The 18,340-nt window shown below is 68.3% G+C and carries 12 protein-coding genes; 6 read left to right on the plus strand and 6 right to left on the minus strand.

Annotated elements, in window-relative coordinates:
* Window positions 1-198: 198 nt before the first annotated feature.
* Genes hppD through HNV26_RS13730 form a run of 3 tightly spaced genes read left to right on the plus strand, consistent with a single transcriptional unit; the run spans window position 199 to window position 3,019 of the window.
* A complete protein-coding gene (gene hppD, locus HNV26_RS13720; protein WP_171440171.1) occupies window positions 199-1,263 on the plus strand; it encodes a 4-hydroxyphenylpyruvate dioxygenase in 1,065 nt (354 codons plus the stop codon).
* Between the two features lie 30 nt (window positions 1,264-1,293).
* Window positions 1,294-2,631, plus strand: a complete 1,338-nt coding sequence (hmgA, locus tag HNV26_RS13725) for a homogentisate 1,2-dioxygenase (RefSeq protein WP_366816862.1) — start codon at window positions 1,294-1,296, stop codon at window positions 2,629-2,631.
* A gap of 7 nt (window positions 2,632-2,638) precedes the next feature.
* Entirely contained in the window at window positions 2,639-3,019 is a 381-nt protein-coding gene (locus HNV26_RS13730; RefSeq protein ID WP_171440172.1) for a Rieske (2Fe-2S) protein, read from the plus strand.
* 9 nt (window positions 3,020-3,028) lie between these two features.
* On the opposite strand, the gene HNV26_RS13735 is transcribed toward HNV26_RS13730, so the two are convergent.
* From HNV26_RS13735 to prtB, 3 genes are all read right to left on the minus strand, one after another.
* A complete protein-coding gene (locus tag HNV26_RS13735) occupies window positions 3,029-4,435 on the minus strand; it encodes an MATE family efflux transporter (protein ID WP_171440173.1) in 1,407 nt (468 codons plus the stop codon).
* Window positions 4,436-4,852: 417 nt separating this feature from the next.
* On the minus strand, window positions 4,853-5,680 hold the full coding sequence (locus HNV26_RS13740; RefSeq protein WP_171440174.1) for a trypsin-like serine peptidase: 828 nt from the start codon (window positions 5,678-5,680) through the stop codon (window positions 4,853-4,855).
* A gap of 3 nt (window positions 5,681-5,683) precedes the next feature.
* Window positions 5,684-6,481: a M57 family metalloprotease PrtB gene (gene prtB / locus HNV26_RS13745; RefSeq protein WP_171440175.1), complete on the minus strand. Its 798-nt coding sequence runs from the start codon at window positions 6,479-6,481 to the stop codon at window positions 5,684-5,686.
* Between the two features lie 426 nt (window positions 6,482-6,907).
* On the opposite strand from prtB, the gene HNV26_RS13750 reads away from it, so the two are divergent.
* On the plus strand, window positions 6,908-8,086 hold the full coding sequence (locus HNV26_RS13750) for a DUF6068 family protein (protein WP_171440176.1): 1,179 nt from the start codon (window positions 6,908-6,910) through the stop codon (window positions 8,084-8,086).
* A 77-nt stretch (window positions 8,087-8,163) separates the two neighbouring features.
* The gene (locus HNV26_RS13755) at window positions 8,164-9,285 is read left to right on the plus strand and encodes a hypothetical protein (protein ID WP_171440177.1); all 1,122 of its coding nucleotides are present in this window, start codon (window positions 8,164-8,166) and stop codon (window positions 9,283-9,285) included.
* Between the two features lie 126 nt (window positions 9,286-9,411).
* Here the strand turns inward: HNV26_RS13755 and HNV26_RS13760 are convergent, their stop codons facing one another.
* A complete protein-coding gene (locus HNV26_RS13760) occupies window positions 9,412-10,191 on the minus strand; it encodes a TetR/AcrR family transcriptional regulator (protein ID WP_171440178.1) in 780 nt (259 codons plus the stop codon).
* Window positions 10,192-10,357: 166 nt separating this feature from the next.
* Between HNV26_RS13760 and HNV26_RS13765 the strand changes: the two genes are divergently transcribed.
* The gene (locus tag HNV26_RS13765) at window positions 10,358-12,607 is read left to right on the plus strand and encodes an ATP-binding cassette domain-containing protein (protein WP_171440179.1); all 2,250 of its coding nucleotides are present in this window, start codon (window positions 10,358-10,360) and stop codon (window positions 12,605-12,607) included.
* A gap of 203 nt (window positions 12,608-12,810) precedes the next feature.
* Here the strand turns inward: HNV26_RS13765 and HNV26_RS13770 are convergent, their stop codons facing one another.
* Both HNV26_RS13770 and HNV26_RS13775 read right to left on the minus strand, forming a co-directional pair.
* Window positions 12,811-17,478, minus strand: a complete 4,668-nt coding sequence (locus HNV26_RS13770; protein ID WP_171440180.1) for a MupA/Atu3671 family FMN-dependent luciferase-like monooxygenase — start codon at window positions 17,476-17,478, stop codon at window positions 12,811-12,813.
* 40 nt (window positions 17,479-17,518) lie between these two features.
* A complete protein-coding gene (locus HNV26_RS13775) occupies window positions 17,519-18,340 on the minus strand; it encodes an alpha/beta hydrolase family protein (RefSeq protein WP_366816863.1) in 822 nt (273 codons plus the stop codon).

Below are 18,340 nucleotides of genomic sequence, written 5' to 3' on the forward strand. Positions count from 1 at the left end.
CACGGGGAAAGTTGATGGCGGGTTCATGGCGCGGCGCGCTGTGTAAGCCCCTGACAGTCTCTGGCTGGACTTTGTACTTTTTATGCAGGGGCGCCATCCCTACGTTCGCGACAGGAGGCGCTCCCGACCACGGGGCGCTTTCGGTGACTCGCGTGGGCCGTGAAGGCCCGCGCCCCTGCAACGCACGGAGGCGGCGTCATGGCGGATACGGCAGAGAACCCTCTTGGGCTGAATGGCTTCGAGTTCGTGGAGTTCACCAGCCCCCAGCCCGAGGTGATGGAGCGCCTCTTCGAGCGGCTGGGGTTCACCGCGTACTCCAAGCACCCGTCCAAGGAGCTGGTCCGCTACAAGCAGGGCGGCATCAACCTGCTCATCAACCGCGAGGCCTCCGGGCAGGCCGCTGAGTTCCGCGCGGAGCACGGTCCGTCCGCCAGCGGCATGGCCTTCCGCGTGGCGAACGCGCGCACCGCCTACGAGATGGCCCTGGAGCGCGGCGCCAAGGCGGCGGACCCGGAGCGGGGCTCGCTGGGCGAGGGCTCCTATGTCCTGGAGGGCATCGGTGGCAGCCTGCTGTATCTGGTGGACCGCCACGGGGAGAAGGGGACGCTCTATGACACCTGGCAGATGATTCCTGGCGCCGAGGAGTCCGAGGCGAAGAACAGCGTGGGCCTGGAGACGCTGGACCACCTGACCCACAACGTGCGCCGCGGGCAGATGCGCACCTGGTCGTCCTTCTACAACCGCATCTTTGGCTTCACCGAGCAGAAGTACTTCGACATCAAGGGCCAGGCCACGGGCCTGTTCAGCCAGGCGATGATCGCTCCGGACAAGGCCATCCGGATTCCGCTCAACGAGAGCCAGGACGACAAGTCGCAGATTGAAGAGTTCATCCGCCAGTACAAGGGCGAGGGCATCCAGCACCTGGCGCTCACCACGCCGGACATCTACGACACCGTGGAGCGGCTGCGCGCGCGCGGCGTGGTGCTGCAGGACACGCTGGAAACCTACTACGACCTGGTCGACAAGCGCGTCCCCAACCACGGCGAGGACCTGGCGCGGATGCGCAAGAACCGCATCCTCATCGACGGCAGCGAGGAAGAGGGCCTGCTGCTCCAGATCTTCACCGAGAACCTCTTCGGGCCCATCTTCTTCGAAATCATCCAGCGCAAGGGCAACGAGGGCTTCGGGAACGGCAACTTCCAGGCGCTCTTCGAGTCCATCGAACTGGACCAGATCCGCCGCGGCGTCATCAAGGTCGACTAGTCCGCGCGCCGCGCTTGCGAGGAGAATCCGGTGACCACCCAGCTTTCCTCCGAGGTGTCGCCGGGGAGCGTCCTCAAGACGGCTCCCGGCGCTTACCTGTCTGGCTTTGGCAACGAGTTCGCCACCGAGGCGGTGCCCGGCGCACTGCCCGAGGGACAGAACTCACCCCAGCGGGCGCCGTTCGGCCTCTATGCCGAGCAGCTGTCGGGCTCGGCCTTCACGGCCCCGCGCCGGGAGAACCGGCGCGCCTGGCTGTACCGCCTGCGGCCCAGCGCCAACCACCCTGCGTTCCAGCCGCTGGCGCAGGGGCTCTTGCGCAGCGGGCCCTTCGACGAGGTGCCCGCCTCGCCCAACCGGCTGCGGTGGAGTCCCCAGCCCCCGCCGGCCCAGCCCACGGATTTCGTGGACGGGCTCGTCACCTACGCGGGCAACGGGGACGCGGCGTCGGCCGCGGGCATCAGCATCCACCTGTACGCGGCCAACCGTTCCATGGTGGACCGGGTGTTCTTCAACGCGGACGGCGAGCTGCTCATCGTCCCGCAGGCGGGGCGGCTGCGGCTGGTGACGGAGCTGGGCGTGCTGGACGTGGCGCCAGGCGAAATCGCGGTGGTGCCGCGCGGGGTTCGCTTCCGCGCGGAGCTGCCGGAGGGCCAGGCCGCCGGCTACGTCTGTGAGAACCACGGTGCGTTCTTCCGGCTGCCGGACCTGGGGCCCATTGGGGCCAATGGACTGGCCAACCCGCGCGACTTCCTGACGCCGGTGGCGGCCTTCGAGGACGTGGACCGGCCCACGGAGGTGGTGCAGAAGTTCCAGGGGCGGCTGTGGTCGGCGCGGTATTCGTACTCACCGCTGGACGTGGTGGCGTGGCACGGGAACCTGGCGCCGTACAAGTACGACTTGGCCCGCTTCAACACCATCAACACGGTGAGCTTCGACCATCCGGACCCGTCCATCTTCACGGTCCTCACGTCGCCCAGCGAGGTGCCGGGCACGGCCAACTGCGACTTCGTCATCTTCCCGCCGCGCTGGATGGTGGCCGAGCACACCTTCCGGCCGCCCTGGTTCCACCGCAACGTGATGAGCGAGTTCATGGGGCTGGTGCACGGCGTCTACGACGCGAAGGCGGGCGGCTTCGCCCCGGGCGGCGGCTCGCTGCACAACTGCATGAGCGGCCATGGCCCGGACCGGACCAGCTACGAGCAGGCCATCCAGGCGGACCTGAAGCCTCACAAAATCAAGGACACGCTGGCCTTCATGTTCGAGTCGCGTTGGGTCATCCGTCCCACGCGCTTCGCCATGGAGTCGCCGGCGCTTCAGCAGGACTACGACGCGTGCTGGGCGGGCTTCCAGAAGGCGACGTTGCCTTGAGGGCCGCGTGAGCACGGGTGGTGAGACGGCGGGGCGCAAGCGCGTCTGGTCGACGCCGGCCAACGTGAAGCTGCTCCCGTTGAGCGCCCTGGAGGACCCCGGGGCGCGCAACCTCGTCCTCCAGATTGGGGACGCCTTCTTCCACGGCTTCCTGGTGCGCAAGGGTGACGCGGTCCACGGCTACGTGGACCGGTGTCCCCACGCAGGTCTGCCGCTCGCGCGCGAGTTGGACGGCTACCTGACGCCGGACAAGGGGCTCATCGTCTGTGCCTGGCACGGAGCCCTGTTCCAGGTGGAGGACGGGCTGTGCGTGGGCGGGCCGTGTTCGGGGGGCCGGCTCACGCCGTGGCCGGTGACGGTGCGCGACGGCATGGTCGTCACCGGCTGAGCACGCGGCTCAGGCGGGCGCGGCGACGGGCGCGGCTTCCGCCTCCGCGACGGGGGAGACCAGGGCCTGCTTCTCCCAGGCGCGGCTCTTCCAGCGCAGCCACATGGTGATGCCGCGCACCCATTCGTCCACGGCCACCGCCATCCACACGCCGGCCAGTCCCAGGCCCATGTGGAAGACGAGGTAGTAGCCCAGCGGCAGGCTCATGCAGACCATGGACGCGATGCCCATGTAGACGGTGAACGTCGCGTCACCCGCGGCGCGCAGGGCGTTGATGAGCACCAGGTTGAAGCAGCGCCCCGTCTCCAGGGCCAGCCCGATGACGATGACCTGCGCTGTCAGCCGGACGATGTCGGCGTTCTCGGTGAAGAGCGAGACGATGGGGACGCGGAGGAGGACGACGGCCACGTCCACGACCAGGGTGATGGCCAGGCCCCACTTCAGGCTGCGCAGGGCCTGCTGGTACGCGTCGTCGGCGCGGTTGGCGCCCACCAGTCTGCCCACGATGATGGACGTCCCCATGCCAATGGCCAGGCTGCACAGGAAGACATATTGGGAGATGGCGTGTGCGTACTGCCGGGACGCCAGCGCCACCGCGCCCAGGAACGTCACGTAGTACAGGAACACCGTCTGGCAGCCCTGGTACGTGGCCTGCTCGAAGGCGGAGGGCAGGCCGACCTTGAGAATCTTGCGGACGTAGTCCTTGGAGAACGTCACGTAGTCGCGCGGCGCCATCTTCACCGGCATCACCCGGTACAGGACGTAGACGAAGACGCCCAGCGCGATGGCCCGGCTCACCACGGTGGAGATGGCCGCGCCCGCCACGCCCATCGCGGGGAAGCCGAAGTGGCCGGCGATGAGCACGTAGTTGCCACCCACGTGCAGCACGTTCATTCCCAGCGAGACGAACATGGACGCGCGCGTGAAGCCGTAGGTGCGCAGCATCCCGGCGAAGACGTTGATGAGGGCCTGGAGGAACAGGAAGCCGCCGACGATGTGCAGGTACGTCTTGGCGTAGGCCAGCATGTGGCCCTGAAGGTTCATCCCGCCCAGGATGGCATCTCCGCTGAGCAGCAGCCCCGCGCTGACGGTGATGCCGAGCGCGAGGTTCAGGGTGACGGCGATGGCGGCGATGCGCGCGGCCTCTGTCTGCCTGCGCGCGCCCAGGTACTGGGCCACGACGATGGCCGCGCCGTGACCCACGACCTCCATGATGAGGATGCAGATGAAGACGTACTGATTGACGACGCCCACCGAGGCGACGGCGTCGTCCGACACGCCGCTGAGCATCAGCGTGTCCGCCGTGCCCATCATCATGAAGAGCAGCAGCTCCAGGAAGATGGGCCACGTGAGCCGGAACAGCCCCAGCGACGGTGCGCCGTGTGGGGCGGCATTCGGGGGGGCTGCGACTTCCATGGTGCGTCGACTCCGAGAGGCGGGCGCGGCAATGCCTCGGCTCGCGCCAGCGTCTCGCATGTCGCGCAGAGCGCGTCGAGTGACATCGAGGTGGGGGGGGCCGCTGCTTGATTTGCGTTCAAACAGCAGGGGCCTTTTGCTCGTCTGCCCGACGGCCAATGGCACGGGGATGCGCGCGGATGATGGCCACGGCCTTCCGTGGTGACGCGGGCTCATCCTGGGCGCCGCGAGCAAGCGTCTGGCCGCCCGTTCGCCTCGTGGAGTCCGCATCGTGTGCGGCGTGACCCAAGGTGGTCGACACCGGCCCGGGCGACATTGGCGCGCCCGGGGGCTCCAACGCCTGCCGCGGACCGGTGACAACCCGCGCCGTTCGGTGAAGAGGCCCCCCACCGTTCCGGTGCAGGCGCGGCCCGACACTCAGGGCGCGAGCCGCGCGGATGGGGCGTCCGCCCCCTTCGTGCGCGTCGCCGTGGACGGCTCGGTGATGTCTTCGATTTGCAGATACGCGGAGGCTTCGACGATGACCTCGGCGGGCGCGCCCCGGTTGGAGCCCCGGCCGTTGACCTCACAGTCTCCGTCGGTGTGGACGCCCAGCAGGTGCCCTTGCCGGTTGAGTACGCCCGCGCCGGAGCTGCCGACCAGCGTGTCCAGGTCCCCGTAGAAGAAGCGGTTGTTGCACGCGTCCAGATACCGGCCCTCGGCAATGACCTTGGGGCGTCCGCGGGGGTGCTGGATGATGGCCAGTTGCTCGGTGGCCTGGGCCGTCAGCCGGATGGGCGTGACATCCGGGAGGACGTCGAGCTGGATGAGCGCGTAGTCCGGCTCCATCGACTGCTCGATGACGGTGCCCTCCGTAATCAAAGGGTCGCCGTCCGCGTCGTCCTCGAAGTTGAAGACGATGAGCGGGATGTCCCCGAGGTTGACACAGTGGCCCGCGGTGAGCACCACGGGGCCCGCGCTTGCTTGAATCAGCGTTCCGGTGCAGCGCCCGTCAATGAGCACGACGGCGTCTTCCCGGTCCTGGATGACGTCCGAGAACTCGCCGACGTAGCTGTTGATGGGGGCGAAGTCGAGCGTCGGACCGCACTGCGCGAAAGCACGAACCTCCGGACTGGCGGGTGGCTCACAGACCGCAGGTTCGGTGGGCTCGGACCGTCCTCCGCAGGCGGTGAGGCCCAGGAAGACGGTCCCAGCGAGGAGCGAACCCCACAGCGTCACGCGGAAGTCTGTGGGGTGTCGCGCCATGACTCAGTACAGGTACTGGAGCGCGGTGACGTCGGAGCTCTTGAAGTTACCCGTCTCGGACGAGCCGAAGCAGGAGTTCATGAGCGAGCCGCCGCGGGTGGCCGTGGTCGGCGTGCCCGGGATGTGGATGGCGCCGACGCCCGCGGTGCCCTCGTTGGTGGCCGCGCCACCGCAGCTGATGCTGCGGTTGTAGTAGTCAGAGTGACGCAGGCCCACGGCGTGGCCCAGCTCGTGGGTCACGACGTGCTCGACCACGGCCACGCCGTAGGTGGCGGTGCCGGTGCCGATGTTGATGGTGCCGTAGGGACGGCCGCCGGAGGGGAAGCCCGCCGAGCCGCCAGCGCCGGACATGGTGCGCGCGGAGATGGTCGCGCTGCAGCCGGTGCCGCCGCGCTGCATGGTGAACGACAGGCCCAGCGCGTTGTAGTTGGCGATCGCCCGGTCAAGGGCGGACATCAGCGTGGAGTTGGCGGCGTACGCGGAGTTCGGGACGATGCAGATGCGGGTGATGGAGGAGGCGACGAGGTTCGTCGTGCGGTACTGCTCCTGCGTGCTCAGGTCCGTCTCGAGCATCTCGCGGGACGCCTCGAGCGTCACGTGCGCGTCGCGACCCACGTACACCTGGCCGTCGGAGACCAGGATGTCGTCCGCCGGGAAGCCGGCCTCGACCAGGTTGGAGATGATCTCATCCTGCTCGTGCTGCGAATCGGCCTGCACGTCAGTGCCGCAGCCCGTCAGCATCATGCTACCGGTCACCGCGAGGACTGCAGCTCCCTTGAACATCTTCTGGAACATGGGCATCGGAGATTCCTCGTCCGTTTTGACTGCGGGGGGACGCGCCGTCCGCCTGGTATCCACCAGCCGCGGCGAGGCGCGTCCCGGCCCATGAGCAAATGGTGGGCCAATGAGTCGCGTAGAGCGAGAAACCAGAAAAAATTGACTAGCGTGGAGTGCCTGCGCTCCAGGCCCGCGTCACGGGCGCGTAAATGGAGTTGACGCCAGTTGTCGCAAACCCGCGTGATTACTTAAGATTGCCTGGAGACGGCCAGGCGTTTCGAAACCGCACAGTGATGTCTGCTTATCGGTCACCTGCCCCATGGGGCAAAGACACCCCAGGCATGATCTGGCGCGAGTGAAAACAAACTACAGCCCTGTAATGGGGGGAGAAAGGACACTCCCTCTGACGAGAGGTGCGCGTGAATACACTGTCGGTGTATTCAGTCGCATATGCAAATGCGCCACGTCACCTGTCCTGTCGCCGCGCTGCTGGGCGCGGCCCTGTCGTTCCTTCCTGGCTGTGGGAGCACGATGTCGAGCAATCCCTCGCCCATTGAGGCTCAGAGCCAGAGCTCCACTTCTCAGCAGGCCGCGGAGGCCTGGAAGCGTGCCCGCGTGGGCGATCGCGTCACCTATGCCTTCTCCGCGACCCAGGGCCCCACCCCCGGTGCGGCTGACGCCGCGCGCACGCTGGACGGCCAGTTGACGCTGGAGGTCGTGTCCGTCCAGCAGCCCTGGGTCTATGTGCGGGTGGCCTTCACCGACGCGGCGGGCAATCCGTTGACGCAGACGCGGCTGGCGCAGGACCTGGTGGTGCCCGTGCGCTCGGACATGACGCGCTCGCTGGACGTGCCGCGTCCAGGGCAGGTGACGGCGGAGCGTCCTTCCTTCTCCGGGCGCAACTGGGAGGCCACTCGCTATGTCAGCGATCAACGGCCCGTGGATGGTCCGCTGCGCACGCGCGTGTATGCCAATGATTCGGCATTGCTCTACCTGACGCGCGGCCTACTGGAGGCCAGCACCGAGTCAGCCGGGTTCCGGACGCCGGGCGGCATCAAGCTGTCGCTGCGTGAGTTCCAGGAGGGCTCCACCGAGGCCAGCGCCCCCGCGCCCGCGCTGGAGCGGCCCCTGGGGCCCGGCGCGTACTACGACAGGAAGGTGGACATGGCGCCCACGCACGAGGTGCTGCGCGTGTGTTTCACCGCGGAGCGCGGCTACATCCTGCGCGCGGAGGGCCCCTTGGGCACTGGGAGCGATCCGTGCGCCGACTTCTCCAACGCGGAGCCTGAGTCCCTGGAGGAGGTGGTGATGGGCCTTCCTTGGGAGGCGTTGGTTTCGGGCGAGTGGCCTCCCTCCAGGGATGGCGCCCGTGGCACCTTCACCGTGGGAGACCGGAACGTGCCCTCCATCACGGACCAGCGCACCGAGGACCTGGAAGGCACGCAGCACGTCTTCATGGATACCTACGCGGCCGAGCCCTGGGCGCCGGGGCTCGCGGGCCTGCCGTATGAAGCGCGCTTCCAGTCGCTCTCCAGCGGCTCCGAGCGCGTGGGCCCCGGGGGGCAGCGTGAGTCCGCGGGCGGCAGTCGGATCGTCCAGTGGGGCCCGTGGCTCGGCGGGCAGCCGTGACGGCTCGGTAGCCTCCAGAAGGAGGCCCCGGGCCATCGCTCAGCGCGGGGCTACACTGGGTGCGGACTGGAGGCCTCATGCACCTTGAGAGATTTCGTCGGCTGCCCGCGCTCGTGCTTCTCGGACTTTCCTTCGCCGGTGGGATGGGGTGCTCGGAGGACGACGGGGGCGTGGACACGCCCAACCCGCTGACGAATCCCAAGGATGGGCCTCCCGCCGGGAATCAGAACCCGGAGGCCACGTGCGCCGTCCCGGCCGAGGCTGGCCTCGCGGACGTCTCCCGGCCCACCACGGTCGTCGGCACGGGCAGTCCAGAGAGCTGTACCAGTGACGCGTTCATCCAGGCCGTGGCGCGGGGCGGGGTCATCACCTTCGACTGCGGTCTCCAGCCCGTCACCATCACCCTGGAGCGGACGGCGAAGATCTTCAACGACACGGGGCCGGAGATCGTCATCGACGGCAAGGGGCTGGTGACGTTGAGCGGGGCGGGGCGGCACCGCATCCTGTACATGAACACCTGCGACCGGGAGCAGGTGTGGACGACGGCGCACTGCCAGGACCAGGACCACCCTCGGCTGACGCTGCAGAACCTGACGTTCGTGGATGCCAGCTCCAGGATGGAGGCCGAGTACGACGGCGGCGGCGCGGTCTGGGTGCGCGGCGGGCGCTTGAAGGTCATCAACTCCCGGTTCTTCAACAACGTCTGCGCGGATGTGGGGCCGGATGTGGGCGGCGCCGCGCTCCGCGTGTTCAGCCAGCACCGGAACCAGCCCGTGTACGTGGTGAACACGACCTTCGGGGGCAAGGCGGGTTACGGCGGTGCCTGCTCCAACGGCGGTGGCATCAGCAGCATCGGCGTGTCGTGGACCATCATCAACAGCCTGTTCTCCCACAACCGGGCTGTCGGCCATGGCGCCAATCCCGCGCGGCCGGGGACGCCGGGTGGGGGCAGCGGCGGGGCCATCTACAACGATGGGAACACGATGACGCTGTCACTTTGTGGCACCCGGATTGAGCACAACGAGGTCAATGCTCACGGCAGCGCCATCTTCTTCGTGAGCAATGACCATTCGGGGGACATCCGCATCGACCGCTCCGTGATTCGGAACAATACGGGCGGCTCGTGGTACCCGACGCATCCACAGATTTCGAATCACGATGACACGCCCATCGTCGTGACGAACTCCACGATTGAGTGACGAATCACGCGTCTGCCTCACCGTCGAACCGCCTCGCGTCTGAAGCGCTCGGGGCGGAGCGGGGGATGGTCTCCCCCGTCGTAGGCCACCCCTCCACGGCGAGTTCGACGCTCGCCGCCTGGTGGCTCAGCGCCGCTTCTTTCCCGGCGCCTTTCCGTCGATGAACACCGCCAGTCCATCGAGCACGCGCTCGAGACCAAAGGCAAACGCCCCCCTGGGGTCGTGTGCCCCGTAGGTCTCTCCCGCGGTCTTCCCGACGCGGGACAGGACGGGGTAGGGCGTGAAGTCGACGGTTTCGAGGAAGGGGGCGACGCGGTACCACCACTCCTCGTCCGTCATGCCGGTCAGGTCCTTGACCATCTTTTCCCGGGCCGCGTTGCGGACCGCGCCGTGGACGTAGTCGAGGACCAGGGTGATGACCCGGTCCATCTCGAGGTCTGTGAGCCCCAGGCCTTCAATGGCACTCAAGGCGATGTCGGCGGAACGGAAGGTGTTCGGGCCCAGCACGGTGCGGTGCGTCGCGAGTGGAATCACCCACGGGTGAGCCAGGTAGAAGTCGCGATAGTCCGTCGCCACCCGCGTCAGGTTGGCGCGCCAGTTGGCGGGCTTGAAGACGGGACGGTCCTTCAGGATTTCGCCGGACACGACATCCATCATCAAGTCCAACAGCTCGGCCTTGCTGGGGATGTGCGTATAGAACGACATGGGGGAGATACCCACCGCCTCCGCGACGCGGCGCGTGCTGACCGCTTCGAGCCCCTCGGCATCCGCGATGGTGACTGCGGCTGACACCAGCTCCGCGACGCTGGCCTTCGCCTTCGGGCCACGCTTCGGTGCCTCGGTCCGTCCCCATAGCAGCTGCAGTGATTTCAACGGGTCGCCCCGTCCGGAAATCTCGTCGCTCATCCGTACCTCGGGATAACTATTTACAGCGTACGGGGTTGTTGTGCTAAACCCCGTGCGGCGTACGAAGTTATGGCGCGGCTGAAAAGATGTCGAGCGATTTGCGGGAAGCCTGTTTGTGGACGCGCCGCGTCCGCGGGCAGGGCGTCACTCTAAGGAGAATCCAAGCATGTACGGCTCCATCAAGATTCGCGGGGCACGCGAGAACAACCTGAAGAATGTCTCGCTCGACATCCCCAAGCGGAAGATCACGGTCTTCACGGGTGTCTCGGGTTCGGGCAAGTCATCCCTGGTTTTCGGCACCATCGCGGCCGAGAGCCAGCGGCTCATCAATGAGACCTATCCGGCCTTCGTGCAGCAGTTCATGCCGCACTACGGCCAGCCGGACGCGGAGAGCCTGGAGAACATCTCCGCCGCCATCATCGTGGACCAGCAGCGGCTGGGCGGGAACTCACGCTCTACGGTCGCCACCGTCACCGACGCCGCGCAGATGCTCCGCGTGGTGTTCTCACGCCTCGCCGAGCCGCACCTGGGCAGCCCGGGCTTCTATTCCTACAACGACCCTCGGGGGCTTTGTTCGGAGTGCGAGGGCATCGGTCAGGTCGCGTCCATGGACTTGGACGCCGTCATCGACAAGTCCAAGTCCCTCAATGAGGGCGCCATCCTGCCCAGGGACTATGCGGTCGACAGTTGGTACTGGGCCATCTACGCCCGCTCGGGCTACTTCGACGTCGACAAGAAGCTGTCCAAGTACACCAAGGAGGAGATGGAGAAGCTCCTCCACCTGGACGACGGTCGGAAGATCAAGCTCGACAAGATGAACCTCACCTACGAGGGCCTTGTCCCCAAGCTGCGCCGGACGCTGGGTTCCAAGGACCCTGAGACAGTCCAACCGCACGTCCGCGCCGAATACGAGCGCATCTTCACCCGAGCCATCTGTCCTTCCTGCAAGGGTGGGCGCCTCAACCAGGCAGCGCTCGCCAGCCACATTCAGGGGAAGAGCATCGCGGAGTGCTCCGCGATGCAGGTGTCGGACCTCGCCGTGTTCGTCCGGAAGATTGCCGCGCCGTCCGTGGGGCCCATGCTGGAGGCCCTGGCCCACCGGCTCGACAACCTGGTGACCATTGGCCTGGGGTACCTCAGCCTCGACCGCGAGAGTTCGACGCTGTCGGGTGGAGAGAGCCAGCGGGTGAAGATGGTGCGGCACCTGGGCTCCAGCCTCACCGATGTGACGTACATCTTCGATGAGCCCAGCGTGGGGCTCCACCCGCACGACGTGGGCCGGCTCGCGGGCCTGATGCAGCAGCTGCGCGACAAGGGCAACACCGTGCTCATCGTGGAGCACAAGCCGGACATGATTGCCATTGCGGACCATGTGGTCGACATGGGGCCCAAGGCTGGCAACAAGGGTGGTCAGGTCGTCTTCGAGGGCACCTACGAGGGGCTGCTGAGCTCGGGCACGCTCACGGGCAACCACATGAAGAAGCTCCAGCCGCTGAAGACCACGCCTCGAAAGCCCACGGGGCAGCTTCAAATCAAGGGCGCCCGGCTCAACAACCTCCAGGACCTGTCCGTTTCGATTCCGCGGGGTGTGCTCACGGTGGTGACGGGCGTGGCGGGCTCGGGGAAGTCGTCGCTGATTCAGGGCTGCCTGCCCAAGGCGTACCCGGAGACCATCATCATCGACCAGAACCTGGCTCGGGGCTCGCGCCGCTCCAACACCGCCACGTACACCGGCATCCTCGACAACGTCCGCAAGGCCTTCGCCAAGGCGAACAAGGTGGATGCCGCGCTGTTCTCCGCCAACTCGAAGGGGGCCTGCCCGGACTGCAGTGGCCTGGGCGTCATCTACACGGACCTGGCGCACCTGGACCCGATGGTGACCGTCTGCGAGACGTGCGAGGGCAAGCGGTTCACCGAGGAGGTGCTGTCGCACCGGCTGCGCGGCAAGTCCATCAGCGACGTCTACGAGATGGCCGTCAGTGATGCGGTGGCCTTCTTCACCGAACCGGCGATCGCCAAAATCCTCCAGGGGCTGGATGACGTCGGGCTCGGCTACCTCACGCTGGGGCAGCCGCTGTCAACGCTGTCGGGCGGTGAGCGCCAGCGGTTGAAGCTCGCCGCCGAGCTGGGCCGTTCTGGGAACATCTATGTGCTCGACGAGCCCACCACGGGCCTGCACATGAACGACGTGGACACGTTGATTGGCCTGTTCGACCGGTTGGTGGATGCCGGGTCGACGGTCATCGTCATCGAGCACAACCTCGACGTGGTGTCCCGCGCGGACTGGGTCATCGACCTGGGGCCCGGCGCCGGGCATGAGGGCGGACAGGTCGTCTTCGAGGGCTTCCCGGCTCAGCTCGCGACGCACCCGCGCTCGCTGACCGGGCAGCACATGGGCCGCCGAGGCAAGGCGTAACGGCGGGCCCGCCGGAGCGGCGCGCGACACCTCGCACCGCTCCGGCCGAGGAGCACGACTCAGGCCGTCACGGGCTCCAGCGCCCAGGGGACGAGGCGGCTCGCCGCAGCCTCGGAACGCATGCGGCACTCCAGGAATCGTGGAACCGGCCTGCCTTTGGTTTCAGGCCATCCCTGGAGTGCCAGCCTTGCGATGACGGACGTCTACCGGCGGCGGCGCTGCTGCATCGCCCGGCGAGCCGCGGCCCGGGCCTCACCGCGCGCCGCGACTTCCTTGAGCGCTTCTTCCTCGCCGCTGTCTCCCGACAGGAACCCGGAGAGGGTGCGGATGGTGGGGTAGCGGAACAGGTCCACCAGCGTGAGGGGCTTCTCCACCTGGGCCTTGAGCTTCTCCAGCACCTGCACCATCAGCAGCGAGTGGCCGCCCAGGTCGACGAACTTGTCCTCCACGCCGACCTTGTCGAGCTTGAGCACGTCCTGCCAGATGCTGGCAATCAGCGCCTCCGTCTCGCCTTCCGGCCGGACCAGCTCCCCGCGCGCCTGGGCCTGCTCAGGAGGTGGCAGGGCCTTGCGGTCCACCTTCTTGTTCGGCGTCTGGGGGAAGGTGCTCAGCGTCACGAAGGCCTGCGGCACCATGTACTCGGGCAGCCTGGTGCGCAGGAACTCGCGCAGCGCGTCCGCCGTGGGCGGCTCGCCCGGCCTCGCGATGAGGTAGGCCACCAGCCGCTTGTCGCCCGGGATGTCCTCGCGGACGATGACGACCGTCTCCCGCACCGCGCGGTGTTCGCCCAGCCGGGACTCGATTTCGCCCAGCTCGATGCGGAAGCCGCGCACCTTCACCTGGTGGTCCAGCCGGCCGATGTACTCCACGAGGCCGTCGTGTCTCCACCGCGCGGCATCGCCGGTGCGGTACATCCGCGCGCCCGGCTGGGAGGAGAACGGGTCCGGCACGAAGCGCTCGCGGTCCAGCTCCGGACGGTGGTGGTAGCCCCGCACCACGCCCTCGCCGCCGATGTACAGCTCACCCGCCGCGCCAATGGGCAGCGGACGCTGCTGCGCATCCAGGACGTAGAGCTGCGTGTTCGCGATGGGCGTACCGATAGGGACGCCTTCGCCCACGTTCTTCACCGGGTGCGTGGAGGACCAGATGGTCGTCTCGGTGGGGCCGTACATGTTGATGACGTCGCCGGACACCGTCTCGGAGAGTTGACGCGCCAGCGGGACGGGGAAGGCCTCGCCGCCCACCATCATCTTCTTCAGCCGCTTGAGGCCCTCGCGCGAGCGCTCCTCGGCCAGCAGCATGCTCGCCTGGGACGGCGTGCACTGGAGGTGCGTCACCGCGTGCCGCTCCATCAGCGCGGGGATGGAGCCGTCGAGTTCGGGCTCGGCGCCGGGCTGGCCTACGCCCGAGTTGGCGCGCTGGCGCACCTCGGCCAGCAGCGGCAGGTGCTTCATCACCAGCTCCGTGGGCACGCCGAAGTCCACGAGGCAGGCAATCTCGTCCACGTCCAGGCCCTTGAGCCGGTCCACGAGCGCGACGCACGCATCCACGCTGCCGAACAGGCCGGAGGACTGGAAGTAGCGTTCGAAGGAGAAGTCGAGCAGCGCGTCCATCTCCTCGGCGGACAGGTGGTCGGTGCCGAAGTTGCCGTTGGCCAGCGTCGTCTGCGCCTTGAAGGCCGGGAAGCTCCAGGCCGCCTCCTTGATGAGGCCCACCGACGACTTGAGGTACGACTTCATCGGCTCGCGGACGACCTCCTTCACGGACGCCTCGGAGTCACCGACGAAGGTGTGCAGCATCAGCGACACGGTGCCCTTGCCGGGGTGGCCGGCCTTGGCCCACGTCTCCCGGTAGAGGGCAATCTTCTGCGCCACCTCTTCCACCGACTGGCCCAGCAGGTGGGTGAGGACGTGGCAGCCCGCGCGCGCCGCTTCCTCGAAGGTCTCCGGGTTGCCCGCGGTGGTGACCCAGATGGGCAGCTCCTTCTGCACCGGGCGGGGCAGGGTGCGCAGCTTCACGGTGTGGCCCGTGCCGCTCTTCGTCTCCAGCGCCTCGCCACGCCACAGCCGGCGCACGTCCTCAATCTGCTGGAACATGATGCGCTTGCGGTCCGGGAAGGTCTCCGGACGCAGCGCGAAGTCGTTGGGCTGCCAGCCCGCGGCGAACGAAATGCCCACGCGGCCGTGGGAGATGTTGTCCACCACGGACCAGTCCTCGGCGATGCGCAGCGTGGGGTGCAGCGGCGACACGAGGCTGCCAGCGCGAAGCTGCACGTTGCGCGTCACCGCCGCCAGCGCGGCCGACGTCACGGCCGGGTTGGGGAAGAGTCCGCCGAACGCGTGGAAGTGCCGCTCCGGCGTCCACACGGCGCAGAAGCCGTTCGTGTCCGCGAATCGCGCGCTCTCCATGAGCAGGTCATAGCGGCCCTCGGGACGCTCGCCTTCATCACTGGAGAAGTAGAAGAGGCTGAACTCCATGGCGCGCGAGGCGTGCTTGCCGGTCTGCGCCGCGTCGTGCCGCTCCGCGTGCAGCACCACCGTGAAGCCGCGCGTGAGCGTCCAGAGCAGCTCCAGCACGGAGATGTCGAAGTTGAGGCTCGTCACCCCCAGCCAGGTGCCGCGCTCCGTGCCCAGGCGCTCGTCCATGCCAACGCCGAAGTTCACGACGTTGCGGTGCTCAATCATCACCCCCTTGGGCTTGCCCGTGCTGCCCGAGGTGTAGATGACGTAGGCCAGGCTGTCGGGCGTGGCCGGCGGCGTCTGGGCCTCCGGCGCGGCGGCGATGCGCTCCCACTGCTGGTCCACCGCGAGCACTGCCTTCACCGCGGACGGCACGCGCGACAGCAACCGCTCCTGGGTGAGCACCAGGTGGCAGCCCGCGTCCTCCTCCATGAACGCGATGCGCTCGGCGGGATAGGCCGGGTCCAGCGGCACGTAGCAGCCGCCCGCCTTGTGCGTGGCCAGCACGCCCACCATCATCTCCAGCGAGCGCTCCATGAAGATGCCCACGCGCACGTCGCGGCCGACGCCCGCGCCGCGCAGGTGCCGTGCGAGCACCTCGGCGCGCGCGTCCAGCTCACGGTAGGTCAGCGAGGCGCCCCGGCAGATGAGCGCGATGTCGTCCGGCGTGCGCCGCGCCTGGGCCTGGAAGAGCGAGGCCAGGGTGGCGTCACGGGGGAAGTCCCGCCGCGTGTCGTTCCACCGGGCCAGCAGTTGGCGCTCCTCCACGCCCAGCAGGTCATGCTCGCCCACCGCCTTGCCCGGCGCGTCCCGGAGCGAGGCGAGGAACGCGTTGAGCTGCCGCGCCACGTCGTCCACGCGGGCCTTGTCCACGCGCGTGGCATCGAAGTGCAGGTGGGCGTGCCGGCCCTGCGCGTCCACGTCAATGACGAGCGCCGCGCCGCCCACGGCGGGGTTCGCCGCGCCGATGCGCAGCGCGACGGGATACGCCACTTCGCCGCCGTGGCGCTGGAGGTTGGAGAGCTGGGCGGAGCGGCCCAGGACGTCGCGTGCGAGCACGCCCTTGTCGCGCAGTTGCGTCAGCGCCTTGCGGAAGGCACCCGCGGCCTGCTCCGGCGCATCCTTCATCGGCAGCTCGATGCGCAGCGGGAGCTGCGAGGCGAAGAAGCCTTCCACGCCTTCGATGCGGGCGCGCGTGGACGCATCCGCGTAGCCGACGTCGAAGCGGGGCTCGGGGGACAGGCGCGCCAGGAAGGCCATGGCGGTGAAGAGCAGCCGCTCCTCGGGCGGCATGTCCGTGACCCAGCCCGGGGCAAGGTCGCTGGCCTCGAACTTCAGCGTGTGCGTCCCCATGTCCTTGGAGCTGCCGCCCAGGAAGGGCAGGTCCGGTGGAGCGAGCGTCTCCAGGCGACGGAGGAAGAACGACTCCGCCTTGCCGGCCTGCGTACCCACCTCGGTCAGCCGGGCGCGCAGCTCCGGAGCGACGGCGGGCAGGACGTCACCTCGGGCAAGCATCCGAGCGCCGAGCACGTCGGCCCACGACAGCGGCGCGCCGCACAGCCCCTTGGGGCCCTTCAGCGTGAGGTCTCCGCCCTGGAGCGCCACCGTCAGCGCGTCACCTTCGATGTCGAGCACGGTGCCTGGGGCGGACTCGGAAGCCGGCTCGGAGCGGCGGGCCTCGGAGAAGGCGATGGGCCCGTTGCCCAGCCAGACCTTCGCGAAGGACAGCGGGTTGGGGTAGCCGCCATAGTCGAGCGCCGACACCAGCGCGTGCGCTACGTCCACGTCTCCGTGGAGGTCGAGGACGCCCGCGGCCTCCGGACGCTGCGCGAGGCCGAAGTAGCTGCGCTGCGCGAAGTCCTGTTCCTTCGCCTCGGACGTGCCCGCGACCAACTCTTCCGCGAGCTCCGCGAAGGTCTCCATGCCCAGCGTGTAGCAGCGGGCGTTGAGACTGAAGGCCGTCTCACCGGGGGCGATGTCGAAGAGGCGCTGCTTGAGGATGCGGCCCTCGTCCGCGCCCTTCGTCATCTCGTGCCACGTGACGCCGTGCTGAGGCTCCCGGTTCAGCAGCGCCCACGACGTGACATTGAGTCCGGCATAGCGGGGCAGCGGGCCGTCATGGAAGTTGATGGCCATGCGCCGGGGCAGGCGCAGGATTTCGTCCTTCACCATGCTCAGGTTGACGATGCTGAAGAGCCAGTCGAAGGGCGCCTGGGACAGGAAGGGCAGCACCTGCTCGCCGGGCGGCACGTGCGGCACGCCCTGTTCCTCCGCCCACTTCTGGAGCGCGGGCTCGCGCGTGACGAGCCCGAGAATCCGGACGCCGCGCTCGGTGAGGGCTTGTGCACAGGGAACGACGAGGGTGCCCTCGCCAATGATGAAACAGCTGGGCGACTCCGGAGCCGCGCTCATTCAGTGCCTCCTGTGTTGCTGCGATTCGGGTGTTCCCCGCTCACAAGCCCAGGCCCTGCCGGGCGTCGGCGAGCGCGGGGGGATGCTTCAGAAGCTCGGCGTGACCGATACCGGGGTACGTCTTGAGGGGGACGCGAAGCCCACGGCTGACGCGCTCGCCCTGGACGGGGGGCAGCGCGCTGTCGGCGCCTCCATGCAGCACGAGCGCTGGCGGAAGTTGCTTGGGGAGCAGCAGCGGCTGGTTGTCATATCGGTGCCGCCCGACGAGGCTGCCGATGAGCCCCGTGCGCCCCACCTTCATCGCCTGGAACGGCGCGAACAGCACCAGTCTCCGAGCGGGCGTCTCCTGCGCCCGAAGCGCGTGGGCCGCCGCGAGCGCCGACATGGTTCCCATGGAGAAGCCCACGAGGTGGATGTCCCGCGCCGCGGCAGGATGCGTCTCCGTCAGCCAGCGCATGGCGCTCGCGGCGCTGTCGCGGAGTGCTTCGGGGGAGGGCTTGCCCGGTGAGCCGTCGAAGCCGGGCGGCGCGATGGCGGCCAGCCCGAGCCCGCGGCCTTCGTCCAGTGAGAGCAGGACGGACTTCGCCTCCGCGAGGTACCCCGGGGTGTTGCCGCCGAAGTACACCAGCCACCGCGTCTCACCCGCGGAGGGCGGCCGCGTCAAGGCGACGAGCCTGGGGGGCGCGTCGGGGCCTGTCACCGTCCATCCATCCGATGCCAGGCTCGCCCGTTCCTCCGCCGATAGGGGCGCGCCGGTGTAGGGGAACGGGCCCGGGAGATCCGCGTCGTCTCGAGTCAATCCCACCATGAGTATCCCCACCGCCAGCACGGCGGCTGTGACCAGCGGGAAGCGCTGGTTCAC

The organism is Myxococcus xanthus, assembly GCF_013116825.1.
Taxonomy (GTDB): Bacteria; Myxococcota; Myxococcia; order Myxococcales; family Myxococcaceae; genus Myxococcus; species Myxococcus xanthus_B.

What these genes read in the sequence shown, in the direction of transcription:
- HNV26_RS13735 (WP_171440173.1), bottom strand. Translation starts at nt 4,435, where the DNA reads ATGGAAGTCGCAGCCCCCCCGAATGCCGCCCCACACGGCGCACCGTCG.
- HNV26_RS13760 (WP_171440178.1), bottom strand. Translation starts at nt 10,191, where the DNA reads ATGAGCGACGAGATTTCCGGACGGGGCGACCCGTTGAAATCACTGCAG.
- HNV26_RS13740 (WP_171440174.1), bottom strand. Translation starts at nt 5,680, where the DNA reads ATGGCGCGACACCCCACAGACTTCCGCGTGACGCTGTGGGGTTCGCTC.
- HNV26_RS13755 (WP_171440177.1), top strand. Translation starts at nt 8,164, where the DNA reads ATGCACCTTGAGAGATTTCGTCGGCTGCCCGCGCTCGTGCTTCTCGGA.
- HNV26_RS13765 (WP_171440179.1), top strand. Translation starts at nt 10,358, where the DNA reads ATGTACGGCTCCATCAAGATTCGCGGGGCACGCGAGAACAACCTGAAG.
- HNV26_RS13750 (WP_171440176.1), top strand. Translation starts at nt 6,908, where the DNA reads ATGCAAATGCGCCACGTCACCTGTCCTGTCGCCGCGCTGCTGGGCGCG.
- HNV26_RS13770 (WP_171440180.1), bottom strand. Translation starts at nt 17,478, where the DNA reads ATGAGCGCGGCTCCGGAGTCGCCCAGCTGTTTCATCATTGGCGAGGGC.
- hppD (WP_171440171.1), top strand. Translation starts at nt 199, where the DNA reads ATGGCGGATACGGCAGAGAACCCTCTTGGGCTGAATGGCTTCGAGTTC.
- prtB (WP_171440175.1), bottom strand. Translation starts at nt 6,481, where the DNA reads ATGCCCATGTTCCAGAAGATGTTCAAGGGAGCTGCAGTCCTCGCGGTG.